Origin of the sequence: Microbulbifer sp. TYP-18 (genome assembly GCF_040932045.1) — a bacterium.
Classification (GTDB): domain Bacteria; phylum Pseudomonadota; class Gammaproteobacteria; order Pseudomonadales; family Cellvibrionaceae; genus Microbulbifer.
The window spans coordinates 1-15,270 of the sequence record NZ_JBFRBC010000005.1 but is presented as its reverse complement, the minus strand read 5'-3'; the positions used below and the strand labels follow the sequence as shown (position 1 = coordinate 15,270).

Sequence of the window (15,270 nt, the reverse complement as noted above, 5' to 3'; positions counted from 1 at the left end):
CTCTAGTGGTGGATTCTAGTGGTGGATATTGTTCCCGGCGCAGCATTGTACCGTTTATCACCCGCACCCGGAGCCCAAACAAGAAATTCCCGGCGATAGGTTCAGGCGAGCTCCTGCGCATCCATGTCCACTGCCCAGCGCAGGCGGCGGTTGCTGCTGCCCTCGGCCCACTGACACAGGCGCGCCAGCAGCGGTTGCAACTGACTGCGTTGCCCGGCCGTTATCTGAATATAGAAGCGAAACCTGCCGGATTTGCGCTCCAGCAGTGCCGGTACCGGTCCGAGGTAGCGCAAATCCGCTGAGGGCGGTGCCAGAGATTGCATAAACAGGCGCGCATCCCGTAAAAAGCCCTCGGCCCAGGACGGTTCCTCGCACTCGGCGCGCACCAGGGCCATGGCGCTCATGGGGGGCAGCTGTGCCGCAGCGCGCTCGCGCAGCAGCTGGCGGGCAAAAGTACTGTAGCCCTTTTCCAGCAACGTCTGCAGCAGTGGGTGTTCGGGGAAGCGGCTCTGCACCAGCACCCGCCCGGGCAAACTGCCGCGGCCGGCGCGACCGGCCACCTGTTCCAGCAACTGGCCGGTGCGTTCCGGTGCGCGGAAGTCTGCGCTAAACAGACCGCCATCGGCATCCTGAATCACTACCAGGGTTACCCGCGGCAGGTGGTGTCCTTTGGCCAGCATCTGGGTCCCAAGCAACAGGCAGGGCTCGCCATTGCGGGCGGGTGCCAGCAGTTGGTCCAGTGCCTGTTTGCTGGCTGTGGTGTCCCGGTCGACGCGGATCACCGGATAGCCCGCGAAACGCCGAGCCAGCAGTTCCTCGCTGCGTTCGGTACCGCCCCCCAGCGCTGAGATTGAGCGGCTGTGACACTGGGGACAGCTGTCCATCAGGGGGCGGCGGTAATCACAGTGGTGACAGCGGAGCTGGCGCTGGCGGCGATGCAGCGTCAGCTTGCTGGAGCAGTGCGGGCAGTCGGCGATCCAGGCGCACTCGTCACAGATCAGTGCCGGTGCGAACCCCCGCCGGTTGATGAACACCAATACCTGCTCACCCCGCGCCAGGGTATCACCGATATGGCGCAAAACCTGCGGCGCAAACCCTTCCTCCAGTGGCTCCCCGAGGGTGGGTACCAGGTGGATCTGTGGCGCGCGGGCTCCCCCGGCGCGGCGGCGCATACGCAGGTGCTGGTAGCGGCCGCTCAGGGCGTTGTGCAGGGTTTCCAAAGCGGGCGTGGCGGAGCCTAACAGGACCGGCACGTCGGCTTTGCGTGCCAGCACCAATGCCAGGTCGCGGGCTGAGTAGCGCACACCATCCTGCTGTTTAAAGGAGGCATCGTGTTCCTCATCCACCAATACTGCGCCGAGCCTGGGCAGTGGAGTCATAATTGCCGAGCGGGTACCAATGACGATATCCGCCTGTCCGGCTGCGGCGGCCAGCCAGGAGCGGGCGCGTTCCCCCTCGGCCAGACCCGAGTGCAGGGCGGCGATACTGTGCCCGGGAAAGCGCGCGGCGATACGGCGTAGGGTCTGGGGCGTGAGACCGATCTCCGGCACCAGCAGCAGCGCCTGGCGCCCCGCCGCCAGGACCCCCTCCACCAGGCGCAGGTAGACTTCCGTTTTGCCACTGCCAGTGGTGCCCTCCAGCAGCGTTGCGGAAAAACTGCTGCAGTTCACCGCGTCCAGTGCCAGCTGCTGTTCGCTGTTCAGTTGTGGCGCCGGGGAGGGCTCCACCTCTGGCATTGGCGGCGGCACCGTGGGGCCCGCCACCCACTCCACCAGGCCGCGTTCCTGTAGGGCGCGAACCGTCGCCGAGCCATGCTTGCGGGTTTTCAGGCAGGTGCGGCTCTGTCTGCCCTCGCGCAGCAGCAGCTGCAGCAGTGCCTGCTGCCTGGGGGCGCGCGCCAGCGCCGAGTCCGGCAACCCCTTGCCGTCCGTCGTCAACTGCAACCACTGTTCGGCCCAGTGGTGGGCAGATTTGCCTTTGCGCAGCGCGGCGGGCATTGCGGCCGCGTAAACCTCACCCAGGGGAGCCTGGTAATAGCCCGCGATCCAGCTGAGAAAACTGCGGCTGCCTTCATCGAAGAGTACGGTGCGGTCAATCAACTCTTGAGCTGGTTTCAGTTCCGCCAGTGGTGATTCTTGCACTATCTCCACCAGCACCGCCACCAGCCTGCGCCCGGCAAAGGGCACCCACAGGCGCTGGCCCGGCGCTAGAAGCTGGGGGTCCAGACCCTCCGGCGGCAAATAGTCGAACAGCCGCCGCAGTGGCACCGGCACTGCCAGCCTCAGGATGACCCCCTGTGGAACCGCCTGCTGCACCCTACCTCCGTCGAAAATCTTAAAAGTCACTGGGCCCTGCTGTCCCGAACAGCGATGTTCGGGCTGCCAATCCAGCGTGTAACGGCTCAATCTGTCGTGGAGGGCTTGTGGACACAGGCCGCAAACCCGGGCTGAGAAAAGCCAGGGAAGGCTTTTTCAGCAGGCTGCTAGTGTAGCGGCTGGCTCGGCCAGGTACAGGGAGGGCGACTTCTGCTTGCACACTCTAAATATTAGAGTATTATGAATAACAACTCTATTATTTAGAGCTATCTATTAAAACAAGCGAGTGATAGTGCCATGACTGACGTGGATAGAATCAAGGACAACCTGGATTACGTTACCTGCGCGGTGCGCAACGGGGAGGTGCGCGGGGGCATACCGGCTCTCTATTTTCTGTGGGGCCCGGTGATTTTTATCGGTTTTACCCTGGTGGACCTGGCGCCGCGGTTTACCTCCATCTACTTCCTGGTGGCGGGCACCGCGGGGGGCCTGTTCAGCTGGTGGCTGGGCACCCGCAATGAACGCCGCAGGGGCATCAACAACACTGCTCTGGGGCGCCGATACGGATTGCACTGGCTGATAACTGGTGTCGCCCTCCTGTTGGCCTTTGCCTCCATGATGAGCGGATCTGGCTGGGGCGGACCGGAGCTGTTTCTGCTGGTTGCCGGACTGTCCTACAGTCTGGCTGGCGTCCATCTGGACCGGCCGCTGCTCTACAGCGGCTTTTTGATGTTGGCTTGCTACGGTGTCATGGTACTCCTCTCCCCGCCCTACGCCTGGACACTGACGGGAGTGCTTGTCGGCTTTGCGCTGGTGGGCAGCGGCATTGCCCAGCGCGTAGCGAACCGGCCTTCCGGAACTGCACAGTGAAGGCTCTGAAACAGTTGGACCCGGTCCTGGAACACCGGGTACGGCTCGCCGTCTGTGTGCTGTTGGCACAGCATGAAAAGATCAGCTTTTCCCGCTTCAAGGAGCAGTTGGAAGTCACGGATGGCAACCTGGGCGCCCAGCTGCGGCGCCTGGAAGAGTGCGGTTATATCGGTCTGGACAGGGACTTCGTCGAGCGCCGCCCCGTCACCTGGTACCACCTCACAAGCGATGGCAGCCGGGCTTTGCAGCGGCATCTGGAGGCAATGCGGCAGCTGATCTCGGCGGCGGATTGAAATTGGGGCTGAGGCGGCAAATCCGGACTTGAACCACGGCGCCGATCTGATAGTATGCGCCGACTTTTTAACCAGCCCGGAATCCAGGTGGCAACACCGAAGTTCCTGTACCAATGACGACTCCGTGCCCGGCAATGGATCGGGTGGCGGATTCGAAAAGAGGCAATCATGAAAGCAGATATCCATCCCGCCTACACAGATATTACGGCCACCTGTTCCTGCGGCAACGTGATCAAGACCCGTTCCACCCTGGGCAAAGACCTGCAGCTTGACGTCTGCTCCCAGTGCCACCCCTTCTACACCGGCAAGCAGAAGCAGGCCACCACCGGCGGCCGTGTTGACCGTTTCAAGAAACGTTTCGGCAGCCGTATCTCCAAGTAGAGCCGCCCGGCAACCGGGTGCCGCAGACGTGGCTCCCGGCACAATGGGCTCGAGCTGGTTTGGGGCCGCGTTGCGGGCCTGTCTAGGTGCCCTTGCCTATCTCCTGCTGCCGGTATTGCCGGCCGCTGCCGACTGTGTGTTCGCACCGGCGGATGAGCTGGTGGCCCTGCGCCAGGTGCGCGATGGCGACACGCTGATATTACAAGACGGGCGCCGAGTGCGCTTGATCGGCGTGAATACACCGGAGCTGGCGCGGGCCGATGCTCCGGCACAGCCGTTGGCACAGGAGGCCAAGCGGTTCAGCGAGCGCTTTCTCGGCAACGGGGGCCTGGAACTGGTGTTCGACCAGGAGCGTTACGATCGCTATGGGCGATTGTTGGCCCATGTCTACAACCACCGCGGTGAAAGCCTGGAGTCGGCACTGCTGTCCGCCGGGCTGGCCTTCCATATAGCGATAGCCCCCAACCTGACACTGGCGGAGTGCCTGTCCCAGCGCGAGCAGCGGGCGCGCCAGAGAGCGTTGGGTGTCTGGGCAGCGGGGGCCTGGCCCCCGTTGCACGCCGCGGAGGTGGGCCCTGGTGATGGTGGCTTTGTGCTGCTGCTGGGCAGGGTGCAAAAGGCGGAGTACAACCGCTTTCTCTGGCTCCACCTGGATGGACCCGTGACCCTGCGGCTGAGCAACCCCGGGGAATATGGCCAGCTGACCCCGAGCGACTGGCAAGGGGCCAAAATAGAGGTTAGGGGTTGGCTGGTAGACAGGGGTGCGAAATATCTGTCCCAGAATTCTCACCAAAAGCGCTGGTTTATTGCGGTGGACTCCAAATTCTCCCTTAAAATTAGTAGGGACTAACGGTCCACATGCCGGTGCTCTCTTGTGGGTGCCAGTGGCCATCGGTTATTCTCCGGCCCCCGAAGTAGCCGGGCCCGCTAGCCGGCCGGCCGAGTATTTCAACCTCTGAATTTTAGAGACGGTCTCCAGATGAGCGACTCACTGCGCCAGGCGGCGCTCGACTACCACGCCCTGCCCACACCGGGCAAGCTCTCGGTGGAACTCACCACCCCTGCCCAGACCCAGGAGGACCTGTCTCTCGCCTACAGTCCGGGCGTGGCGGAGCCCGTGGGCGAGATTGCCAAAGACCCGGAGACGGCGTATCGCTACACCGGCAAGGGCAATCTGGTAGCGGTTATCTCTGACGGTAGCGCTATCCTGGGCCTGGGCAATCTGGGCCCGCTGGCATCCAAGCCGGTGATGGAGGGCAAATCCCTGCTGTTCAAGCGCTTTGCGGGTATCAATTCCGTGGACATTGAGGTGGATACCGACAGCCCAGAGCAATTTATCCAGACTGTGGCTGCCATCGCCAACACCTTTGGTGGCATCAATCTGGAAGACATCAAGGCGCCGGAGTGTTTCCATATCGAAGAGGTGCTGATTGAGCGCTGCCCGGTGCCGGTGTTCCACGACGATCAGCACGGCACTGCCATAGTGACTGTGGCCGGGATGCTCAATGCGCTGGAAATCCAGGGCAAGGAAATCAGTGGCGTGCGTATGGTGTGCCTGGGTGCGGGTGCCGCCGCAACCGCCTGCTGCAAGCTGATGCTGGCGGCCGGGATGCGCAAGGAGCAGATCACCATGCTCGACAGCCGCGGCGTGATTCACTCCGGGCGTACCGATATCAACGCCTATAAGGGGGAGTGGGCGCGGGATACCGACATGCGCACCCTCGACGACGCCATTGCGGGTGCGGACGTTTTCCTCGGCGTCTCAGGCCCGGACCTCTTGTCGGCGGAGCAGCTCCGCAGCATGGCGCCGCGCCCGGTGGTATTTGCCTGCTCCAACCCCAATCCCGAAATTGCCCCGGAGCTGGCCCACAGTGTGCGCGACGATCTGATTATGGCCACCGGCCGCTCCGATTATCCAAACCAGGTCAACAATGTACTGTGTTTCCCGTTTATCTTCCGCGGCGCACTGGATGTGCGCGCAGTGTGTATCAACGAGGATATGAAGCTGGCGGCAATAGAGGCTATCCGTGCCATAGCACACCTGCCGGTACCGGACTCGGTACGCGAGGGTTACGGCGGTGTCGAACTGTGTTTCGGGCCGGACTATATTTTGCCGAAACCCATAGATCCGCGCCTGCTGCCACGGGTGGCGGCGGCAGTGGCGCGGGCGGCAGTGAACAGCGGTGTGGCGCGCCTGCCCTATCCCGGGCACTACCCGCCGGAGCCGCGCTGAGCGATGGGGGGCCGCGGTGAAAACAGCGATTCGCCCACTTCTTGAGCTGTACAGCTGCCATCGCTACACTGCTCTCCTGTCACAGCATCAAAGTTGTTCCACCCCATGACCCACGTCTATGTGCTGACCAACCAGCACCAGCTTTTTCTGAGTAAAAGCAACGAATGGATCGATGGTCGCGAGGCCGGGCGCCTGTTTCGCAGCGCTCACAAGGATGTCGCCATCAACCAGATGTTCGAAGCCAACACCCGTGATGTCACCCTGCGGATCGAGTTACTGGAGTGCCCGCTGGACAGCAAAGGCTGGCCAAAGGTGCCGGAAGCTGCCCTGGGCGAACCCGTTCCGGGGGAGCCGGAGATACCTGCGGGTGTGCCGGAGGAGTTGCCAGCGGAGAGCAGCCCCGAGCTGAACCCCGAGCCGGCCCCCGAGGTGGAGCCCGCAGAGCATCCGGAAGTACCCCCGGGCCAGCCCCCCGAGGTGCCCCCTCTCCAACCCCCGGAGAGTGGCGACGACTACACTGCCGCCACAGATTTCGAATCCACCGCCGGAACCGCAGAGGTTTGAGAATTTAGGGCCGGCCAGCGCGCGTGGCGCCAAGACGGTACCGGCAACCCAAGGAGATTCGCGTGCCCAACCCCTATCTGGCCGCTCTGGCCCGACCCAGTTCGCTGCAATTGCTGAAGGGCATTCGCCGCGGTATCGAGAAGGAGAGTCTGCGCGTGACCGAAAGCGGTATGCTGGCGCAGTCCCCCCACCCGGCAACCCTGGGGTCAGCCCTGACCCACGACAGTATTACCACGGATTTCTCCGAGGCACTGTTGGAGTTCATTACTCCGCCGGTGGCGACGCCGGAAGAGGCCCTGCTGCAACTCGACCGCATTCACCGCTATACATACAGTCAGATCGGTGACGAACGGCTTTGGGTCAACAGTATGCCCTGCCACATTGGCACCGATGCGGACATCCCAGTAGCCCGCTATGGCCACTCCCATATCGGCACCATGAAAACCGTTTACCGGCTCGGGCTGGGCCTGCGCTACGGCCGCGCTATGCAGACCATTGCGGGCATTCACTACAATTTTTCCCTGCCACAGGAATTCTGGCTCTGGCTGCGGGAATTCGAGCAGAGCGCCGAGGAACTGGGCGAGTTCAAGACCCGCCGCTACTTCGACCTGATCCGCAATTTCCGCCGGCACTACTGGCTGCTGGTCTACCTGTTTGGCGCCACCCCGGCCGTGTGCAGTACCTTTGTCCAGGGACGCCAGCACAGTCTGCAGCGATTCGATGGCGATGCCTCCACCCTTTACAGTCCACACGCCACCTCGTTGCGCATGGGCGATCTCGGCTATAACAGCAACGAGCAAAAGTCCCTGATCGTCTGCTATAACGATTTGCCCAGCTACCTGTCGACCCTGTGTGCCGCCATTACCCGGCCCTATCCGCCCTACCACAGGCTGGGGGTGAAAGACGCGGCGGGGGATTACCAGCAGCTGTCCACCGGGCTGCTGCAAATCGAAAACGAGTTCTACTCGCCGATCCGGCCCAAAAATCCGGTCGGGCCGGGTGAGACAGCACTGGCGGCACTGGACAAGCGCGGTGTCGAGTATATCGAAGTACGCTGCCTCGACCTCAACCCCTATATGCCGCTGGGTATAGACGCAGCGCAGATGCGCTTCCTGGATATTTTTCTGCTGCACTGCCTGCTGGACAAAAGCCCCAAAGCCGATGAGGCGGACTACAGGTCGGTGCAGGAAAACCAGCGGCGTATTGTCTATGATGGCCGCGATCCCCAGTTGCAACTGATCCGGAATGGTGACGAAGTCCATCTCTCCGACTGGGCCGGGCGGCTGTTGGCGGAGATGGCTCCCCTGGCGGATCTCCTTGATCAGGCCTGGGACGGTGACAATTTCCAACGGGCACTGGAGGCCCAGAGTGCTGTGCTGCGCGGCGACGCACCCACTCCGGCAGCGCGGATACTCGACGACCTGGCCCGGAATGACCAGAGCTTCTTTAGCTGGGCCGCCGGCAAGGCGGAACAGCACCGCCAGTTTTTTCTCCAGCGGCCACTGGAGTCGTCCGCGCAGGATCAATTCGCCGCGGAAGCCCGGAGTTCGCTGCAGCGCAGGACCCAGTTGGAGGCCGCCGACGAGGGGTGTTTTGAGGACTTCCTCGGCAAATATTATGCCCAGTACATTTTTTGCCAGCGCCAGTGAGCGTTTCTCACTGATCCGACCGTGAACTATCTCGCCCACCTGCTGCTTTCCGGCCCCGATCCGGACTGGCGCCTTGGGGGACTGCTGGGGGATTTCGTCAAAGGACCCCTGCGCGGTGAGCGGCCGCAAGCCATTGAGGCGGGGATTCGTCTGCACCGGCGCATCGATGCCAGCGCGGACAGGCACCCGAGCTACCATCTGGCATTGACCAACCTGCATCCGCGGTGGCGGCGCCACGGGGGCATTATCCTGGATATCTGGTTTGACCATCTCCTCAGCCGCCATTGGGACGACTGGTATCCGCAACCGCTGGATGCGTTTTGTAGCCAGTGCTGGACGGATTTCCGGGCCCGCAAACTTTACATTCCACCCCCTGCCCAGGCATTTATCTGTCGTGCAGAACAATTTACACTGCTGCAGAGTTATTGCGACGAACAGGGGATTGCCCGTGTTTTAACGCGGGTTAGCGAGCGCCTTAGCCGTCCGCTGCCGCTGCAGCAGGCCCTGCCGGAGCTGATTGACGGACGTGTGGCGCTGACCGAAATTTTTAATGATTTGTTCAATTACCTACTGCTGGAAGCCAAGCGATTTCGACAGCAGTATCCAGGAGCCGATTCCCGATGATTCTTCCCAATCCGCGTATCACTTTCCTGCTGATGTTTGTCGCTGTCGTTGTGCTGCTCGGAGCCGCCTTTTATCTGGAGTATGTGGCGGGCCTTGAGCCCTGCCCCCTATGTATCAGCCAGCGGGTAATGTTTCTCGGTGTGGGCCTGGTCTCACTGATTGGATTTGTGCACAACCCGGGCACTGTGGGTCGGCGTATCTACGGCCTGCTGGTCTCCCTATGGGCACTGGGGGGGCTGTATTTTTCCGTTCGGCAGTTGTGGCTGCAGAACCTGCCGGAAGATCAGGTCCCCGCCTGCGGGCCGGGTATCACCTATATGTTGGATGCCTTTCCCCTGTATGACGTGGTGCGCACACTACTTACCGGGGATGGCAACTGTGCGGAAGTACAGTGGACTTTGTTTGGTATCAGCATCCCCGGTTGGGCCACCATTGGCTTCGTGGGACTGGTACTCTTCGGTATCTGGCAGGCATTTCGCACCGGCCGGGACAATAACGGCGGCTACCGCTAAGGGCATGGAGTGGGTGATTGCAGCGGCGATAGCGGAACGACTCCGGCCGTCCTGTTCGACCCCCGCGGCCCTGTAGACGCAGTTACCCGGAGGTGTGCAAGCGGTAACGGCGGCCTGCCCCCGGTCATGTAACTGCGCGCAGGGAGGGAATGGGGTGCTGAAGCCAGCCCCCGACCCCGTCAATCTGGCGCACCGTTTACCACTTATCTTGCCGGCGGCAAACGAATCTCCTATCTTTTATTATTAACCCGCCAACGCCAATAAAACTGTGCATAGCGGCTGGTGCAATAGGGCAGTAACAGGAAAAATCAGATGCTGGAGAATTGCAAATCTGCGCGCGAGCGCTGGGGTGGGGTAAGCAAGATCATTGATCGGTGGCTGCAGTCGCGTCAGACACTCCTGGTGTCCTTCTGTGTGCTGTCAGAGAAGAAAGGGTCTCTGCAGGCAACTGAACCCACTGGAGAAAAGGTACGGGAGCTGTGCCAGAACCTCATGGACTATGTGTCGGCGGGGCATTTCGAGGTCTACGAACAGCTGATCCTGGAGGGCAAAGCCTTCGATGACAAACAGGGGCTGGAACAGGCCCGGGGCCACTACCAAAAAATTGATGACACTACGGATACCGCCATCGACTTCAATGACAAGTACCTGGAGACAGATGACCTGTCCAGCCTGGTGCGCGATCTGTCGAAGCTTGGGGAGGCACTGGAAAGCCGTTTCAGCGCTGAGGACCAGATGATCGCGGTGTTACACACCGCCCACAAAAACCAGGCGGTCTAGTTTACCCGCCGCTGGCGGCAGCGGCGGATCTAAAAGCAGCACCGGTGAACTTGAGATGGGGAGACCCGGACCGACAGGCAGGCAGAGCCTTCCCCCTCCGGTCCGGAAGTCAATTTCACTCGGTTTCCGCCCCGCCTTCAGCCGGCTTTTCTTCCGCAGAATCGTTCCCGCTGTCATTGTCGACATTGGCCTTGTGGAGTTCCACTTCAAAGATCAGGGTGGCATTGGGGCCTATCAGACCACCCGCACCGCCCGGGCCATACGCCAGGTCTGAAGGAATGTAGAGTTCCCACTTGGCACCTTCCTTCATGAGCTGGAGGGCTTCTGTCCAGCCTTTGATAACGCCGCCTACGGGAAACTGCACCGGCTCACCGCGGGCATAGGAGCTGTCGAATTCGGTGCCGTCAATCAGAGTTCCCCGGTAGTCCACTTCCACAGTGCTATCGGCGTCTGGAGAATTTCCACTGCCTTCAGTAATAATCTTGTACTGCAGGCCGGAATCGGTGGTGATCACGCCGTCCTTCTTCGCGTTTTCTTCCAGGAAAGTCTTGCCGTCAGTCATATTCTTGTCAGCCTTTGCCTTGAACTCCTCCTCCTGCTTAGCCATCATTTCCTTCTGCTTGGCCTGGATCTTCTCCTGGAAGGCGGCTATCACCTGCTGCTTGTCTTCATCGTTCAGGCGCGACTCGCGGCCACTGGCGACGTCGTTCAGCGCCATCATCACTATCTGAGGGTCGAGTTGTACATCCTGAGACTGCAGGCGCCTGGCCATGTCCTCGGCTATGATGTAGCTGACTTTCTGTTCCTGGGTTTCAAGTGCCATTTCTGTCGCAGCACCCGATTCCTGTTTGTTACAGCCAACCAGCGCGAGGCCCAGTGCGACGGCTGCAGCCAAAGGGTATTTATTCATGGAGTTTTCTCTTCGTAATTGATACATTTTGATTTTTCGAGCGTGGTGGTTCGGCCAACGCAGACTGGCGGCGTATCTCTCTACACATAGACATAGCATAGAATTTTCTGCGCGAGAGTCGGCCCGCCGGTGCCCAGCAAGTCTAACCCAAGGCGGCAACCGGTGCCTACCGGTGGAGTTGATTAGCGCAAAGCAGTGCACAATAAGGCGAGGCTCCGCGACCACCGGACAAAAAAATGGCTGAGCGACGTGAAGTATGCACTCAAACGGCATACATTTTTGGAAAAAACAGCGCTATTATCTCTGTTCCGCCTATGATTGTGTCGGCGTGTCTGGGCTGGTCGAGCCGGTTCGAGGCGATCACTCAAAGTGTGGACCAGAGGAGCGGATATCAACCGCAAAGATTACCGGGCACACTCGCCCCGGGTACGCCGAATCCATAATAAACTTCAGGATATTTACTCATGGCTGCCAAACGTAAAGCTGTCAATCCGGTCGCAGAACTGGAAGCAAAAATCGCCAAACTCACCAATCAACTGGATAAAGCGCGAGCCAAGCAAGCGGCAGATGCCGGCAAGCAGGTGACCAAGACCGCTAAGGCGCTGGCCTCGGCCAGGAGCAAGCTGGCAGCGGGCAAAGCCAAACTGGTCGGTGCCCGTGCTGCGCTGAAAAAACGCAAGACGGCTGCGGCACAAAAGCGTGTGGAAGCTGCGGCTGCAGCTGTTCACAAGCTGGCTGATACCCTGGAGCAGGCCCGTGAAGCAGCCGCCTTTGCCAAGCAAGCCGAGGCCCAGGCCAAGCTGGAACTGAAGCTCGCCAAGGCAATAGACAAGGTCTCTGCCAAGGCTGAAAAGGCGGCCGCCAAAACCAAGAAGAAGGGCGTTGCGGCTAAACGGGCAGCGGGCAAGGTGAAGACCCCGAAGGCCGCGGCCAAGAAAGCGACTGCGAAAAAAACCCCGGCCAAAAAAGCTGCCACAGCGAAGGCGACCGCCAAGAAGGCCCCGGCTAAGGGCGCTGCTGCCAAAAAGACAGTAGCGAAAAAAGCCGCTGCAACCAAGGCCGCACCGAAGAAATCCGCCACCAAAACGGTAACCGCAGCCAAGGCCGCGCCCAAAAAGGCCGCACCAAAGAAAGCAGCACCCAAGAAGAAGGTAGCGGCACAGCCAGCGGTCAAAGCTGCAGTCCAGGTACCGCAGGCGGCAGCCAAGCCGGCGATGGAGCGACAGCCGGAGGCTAGTGCCGCACCCGCCGCGGATAAAACGCCGCCGGCCCCGCTTCCGGGTGCGGCTGCACCGACCGCACCGAGCATCACACCGGTTGCGCCGGCCAACAGCCTGTTTTCCAGTGAAGGTCCCGGCGACGAATAAGCGTTAAAGGCTGTCATTGTTCATCCGGCAATCCAATAGATGACCTCTCATCCATTGGATTGCCCCTTGTGAAAACCTGTGCAATTACGCGGAATCGTTTGCTTTCCAAGGGTTTGGGCAGGCCTTTGCCCAGCAGCACACCCCCTGCACCGCACTGACCCGGAAATTTGTTCAGTTGCCGGAAGTGAAGCTGTCGATCAGGCCCGCCCAGAGCGCCTGATCACTTTGCGTCAATCCATATCGCTGGCCCACAAGTTCGACCGGTGGACGATCCCCGGCCCAGGGTCTTGTCTGCAGGGTCCATAAAGCGGCAATCTGTCGCTGTTCCAATAGCTGTTCACAATGCTTGCAACCGGCGTAAATCCTCCGCGCGCGCGGACATGCCCTGCCCAGCCAGCGGCGCAGCTGCCTGATGCGCCGGATCACACGTCGCAACGGCGCGGCACCGCGATTGGCCGCCTCCCAGCTCTCGCCGCTCAGTTTGCCTCCGGTGGCGGCGACATGGCTGGCCCACAACATCAGGCATACATCCGCACCGTGGAGATCCTGGCACTCCAGCAAAAACCGCTCCACCTGTGGGTGGCGATAAAATTTCAGACTGAAGCGCCACAGAGGGTTTTGTCGTAGGTTCGACGAGGATGGAGGCGCACCATTTGTCACGATAGAATCTCCACCGTTTTTGTGTCTACAGCCCGGCGGCGCCGGGTATGCGAGGGTGACTGTTGATTAACTTACAGGGAGTTTCCCTGCAACTGGGGAGCCGGGAGCTGCTGCGACAGGCCGACTGCCGGATATCTCCCGGGCACAAGGTAGGCATTATCGGTGCCAACGGCTGCGGCAAGTCAACCCTGTTCAGATTGTTGCTGGGGCAGCTGGAGACCAGTGCGGGCAGTATTGGGGTCCCTTCCGGCTGGCGTATCGCACATATGGCTCAGGAGGTGGCCACTGGGGAAGGGACTGCGCTGAATTATGTGCTTGAAGGGGACCGGGAACTGCACGCCCTGCAAGCTGAACTGCGCGCGGCCGAGGCCGGTGCGGAGGGGCAACTGGGCGAACTGCATGAACGCATGGCCGCTATCGACGGCTATAGCGGTCCCGCCCGGGCCGCACAGCTGCTGCACGGGCTGGGTTTTTCCCACCCGGACCAGCAGCGGCCGGTGAGCAGCTTTTCCGGCGGCTGGCGGATTCGCCTCAATCTGGCCCGCACACTGATGTGTCCCGCTGACTTGATGTTGCTGGATGAGCCTACCAACCACCTGGACCTGGACGCCACACTCTGGCTGGAGCAGTGGTTGCAGCGCTTTGCCGGTACTTTGCTGATCGTCTCCCACGACCGCGATTTTCTGGATGCGGTGGTGGATACCATTGTCAGTTTCGAGCAGCAGAAGCTGGTGCTATACAGCGGCAACTACAGTGGTTTTGAGCGCACCCGGGCGGAGCGGTTGGCCCAGCAGCAGGTGCAGTTTGAAAAACAAAAAGCCGAGCGCGCGCATATGGAGGATTTCGTGCGCCGCTTCCGCGCCAAGGCCAGCAAGGCGCGCCAGGCGCAGAGCCGCCTCAAGGCACTGGGGCGGATGGCACAGATATCCCCTGCCCATGTGGATTCCCCCTTTCGTTTTTCTCTGCCGGCGGCGGAGCGGCACTCCGATCCCCTGGTGGATCTGCGCGAAGCGGATGTGGGATATCCGGACTCCAGCGGCAGTGGGCGAACAGTCGTGCAGAGGGTGCAACTGGGTATTCGCCCCGGCAGTCGTATCGGCCTGCTGGGTCCCAATGGTGCGGGCAAGTCCTCTCTGATCAAGACACTGGCGGGTGAGTTGCCGCTGCTCGCGGGTGAACGGCATTGCGGCGAACACCTGGCTATCGGCTACTTTGCCCAGCACCAGTTGGAGGCCCTGGACAGTCGTGCATCGCCGTTGCTGCATCTGCAGCGGCTGTCACCCCAAGCAGGTGAGCAGTCCCTGCGGGGCTTTCTCGGTGGTTACGGCTTTACCGGCGACCGGGTGTTCGAAGACACAGGGGGCTTTTCCGGGGGAGAGAAGGCGCGACTGGCGCTGGCTATCCTCGCCTGGCAGAAGCCCAACCTGCTGTTGCTGGATGAACCCACCAACCACCTGGACCTGGAGGTGCGCCACGCACTTACCCTGGCTTTGGCGGAGTTTCCCGGCGCCGTGGTGCTGGTGTCACACGACCGGCATTTACTGGCCAACACTGTGGATGAGTTTCTGCTGGTTGCCAAGGGTAGATTGGAGCCGTTTGCCGGCGATCTTGAGGATTACAAGCGCTGGCTGCTGGATTTCCGCCGGGATGGGGGAGATGAACAGGAAGTTGCATCGGACCCAAAGCCCGCCGACGGCAAAAGGGCTCAGCGGCGCGCGGCAGCGGCCACTCGGGAGCAGCTGAAGCCATTGACCGACCAGCTCAAGTCGATCGAGCGCGCCATGCTGAAGGTGGAAAACGAACTGGCGGAACTGGAACGGCAGCTGGCGGATGAAAGCCTCTACAGTAGCGCGGATCAGCGGCAGATCGCCGATCTCAGTCGCACCCGCGCGCAGCGGCGGGAACTACTGGAGGAGCTGGAAACACAGTGGCTCGACATTAGCGACCAGCTGGAGGCTGCGCGCGACTAGGGTCTGTTCACACTAACTGAGTTGGCCCTAGGGAACCTCTGAAAAACTGCTTCAGTCTGGCATAATTTACCCCATTTCCAACATACACAGATTCAATCATGAGCCAACTGACCTTCGCCGAAGCCGAATACACTATCAAGAA

General features: G+C 61.0%; 15 protein-coding genes. 12 read left to right on the top strand and 3 right to left on the bottom strand.

All coding sequences use genetic code 11. The annotated features are described in order from the left end of the window. Positions 1-101 precede the first annotated feature (101 nt). Positions 102-2,345 carry a primosomal protein N' gene (locus ABVT36_RS06635; protein WP_368455853.1) on the bottom strand — a complete coding sequence of 748 codons (2,244 nt, stop codon included), beginning with the start codon at positions 2,343-2,345 and terminating at the stop codon, positions 102-104. A 267-nt stretch (positions 2,346-2,612) separates the two neighbouring features. Here ABVT36_RS06635 and ABVT36_RS06630 point away from each other — a divergent pair, with 267 nt between their 5' ends. The 10 genes from ABVT36_RS06630 to rsd all read left to right on the top strand — a co-directional run bounded on the left by ABVT36_RS06630 (position 2,613) and on the right by rsd (position 10,221). Beyond that, a complete protein-coding gene (locus ABVT36_RS06630) occupies positions 2,613-3,185 on the top strand; it encodes a hypothetical protein (protein WP_368455852.1) in 573 nt (190 codons plus the stop codon). Next, positions 3,182-3,478, top strand: a complete 297-nt coding sequence (locus tag ABVT36_RS06625) for a transcriptional regulator (RefSeq protein ID WP_368455851.1) — start codon at positions 3,182-3,184, stop codon at positions 3,476-3,478. The genes ABVT36_RS06630 and ABVT36_RS06625 overlap by 4 nt, the downstream gene beginning before the upstream one ends. 168 nt (positions 3,479-3,646) lie before the next feature. Continuing rightward, positions 3,647-3,859 carry a 50S ribosomal protein L31 gene (gene rpmE / locus ABVT36_RS06620; RefSeq protein WP_367149905.1) on the top strand — a complete coding sequence of 71 codons (213 nt, stop codon included), beginning with the start codon at positions 3,647-3,649 and terminating at the stop codon, positions 3,857-3,859. Between the two features lie 28 nt (positions 3,860-3,887). Then, entirely contained in the window at positions 3,888-4,709 is an 822-nt protein-coding gene (locus tag ABVT36_RS06615) for a thermonuclease family protein (RefSeq protein WP_368455849.1), read from the top strand. 129 nt (positions 4,710-4,838) lie between these two features. Beyond that, positions 4,839-6,092 (top strand): malic enzyme-like NAD(P)-binding protein, encoded by a 1,254-nt coding sequence (locus tag ABVT36_RS06610; RefSeq protein ID WP_368455848.1) that lies wholly within the window; start codon positions 4,839-4,841, stop codon positions 6,090-6,092. Between the two features lie 105 nt (positions 6,093-6,197). Further along, complete coding sequence (locus ABVT36_RS06605; RefSeq protein WP_368455847.1) at positions 6,198-6,656, top strand: hypothetical protein; 459 nt, start codon at positions 6,198-6,200, stop codon at positions 6,654-6,656. 62 nt (positions 6,657-6,718) lie between these two features. Then, on the top strand, positions 6,719-8,305 hold the full coding sequence (gene gshA / locus ABVT36_RS06600; protein ID WP_368455846.1) for a glutamate--cysteine ligase: 1,587 nt from the start codon (positions 6,719-6,721) through the stop codon (positions 8,303-8,305). A 21-nt stretch (positions 8,306-8,326) separates the two neighbouring features. Further along, the gene (locus ABVT36_RS06595) at positions 8,327-8,929 is read left to right on the top strand and encodes an ACP phosphodiesterase (RefSeq protein ID WP_368455845.1); all 603 of its coding nucleotides are present in this window, start codon (positions 8,327-8,329) and stop codon (positions 8,927-8,929) included. Then, on the top strand, positions 8,926-9,441 hold the full coding sequence (locus tag ABVT36_RS06590) for a disulfide bond formation protein B (protein WP_368455843.1): 516 nt from the start codon (positions 8,926-8,928) through the stop codon (positions 9,439-9,441). Before ABVT36_RS06595 ends, ABVT36_RS06590 begins: the two co-directional genes overlap by 4 nt. 312 nt (positions 9,442-9,753) lie before the next feature. Continuing rightward, entirely contained in the window at positions 9,754-10,221 is a 468-nt protein-coding gene (gene rsd / locus ABVT36_RS06585) for a sigma D regulator (RefSeq protein WP_367149898.1), read from the top strand. 115 nt (positions 10,222-10,336) lie between these two features. On the opposite strand, the gene ABVT36_RS06580 is transcribed toward rsd, so the two are convergent. Continuing rightward, entirely contained in the window at positions 10,337-11,131 is a 795-nt protein-coding gene (locus tag ABVT36_RS06580; protein ID WP_368455842.1) for an FKBP-type peptidyl-prolyl cis-trans isomerase, read from the bottom strand. A 464-nt stretch (positions 11,132-11,595) separates the two neighbouring features. Here ABVT36_RS06580 and ABVT36_RS06575 point away from each other — a divergent pair, with 464 nt between their 5' ends. Beyond that, the gene (locus ABVT36_RS06575; protein ID WP_368455841.1) at positions 11,596-12,498 is read left to right on the top strand and encodes a histidine kinase; all 903 of its coding nucleotides are present in this window, start codon (positions 11,596-11,598) and stop codon (positions 12,496-12,498) included. Positions 12,499-12,669: 171 nt separating this feature from the next. Here the strand turns inward: ABVT36_RS06575 and ABVT36_RS06570 are convergent, their stop codons facing one another. Continuing rightward, positions 12,670-13,158, bottom strand: a complete 489-nt coding sequence (locus ABVT36_RS06570; RefSeq protein WP_368455840.1) for a TIGR02444 family protein — start codon at positions 13,156-13,158, stop codon at positions 12,670-12,672. 62 nt (positions 13,159-13,220) lie between these two features. Between ABVT36_RS06570 and ABVT36_RS06565 the strand changes: the two genes are divergently transcribed. Next, complete coding sequence (locus tag ABVT36_RS06565; RefSeq protein WP_368455839.1) at positions 13,221-15,128, top strand: ABC-F family ATP-binding cassette domain-containing protein; 1,908 nt, start codon at positions 13,221-13,223, stop codon at positions 15,126-15,128. Positions 15,129-15,270 lie beyond the last annotated feature (142 nt).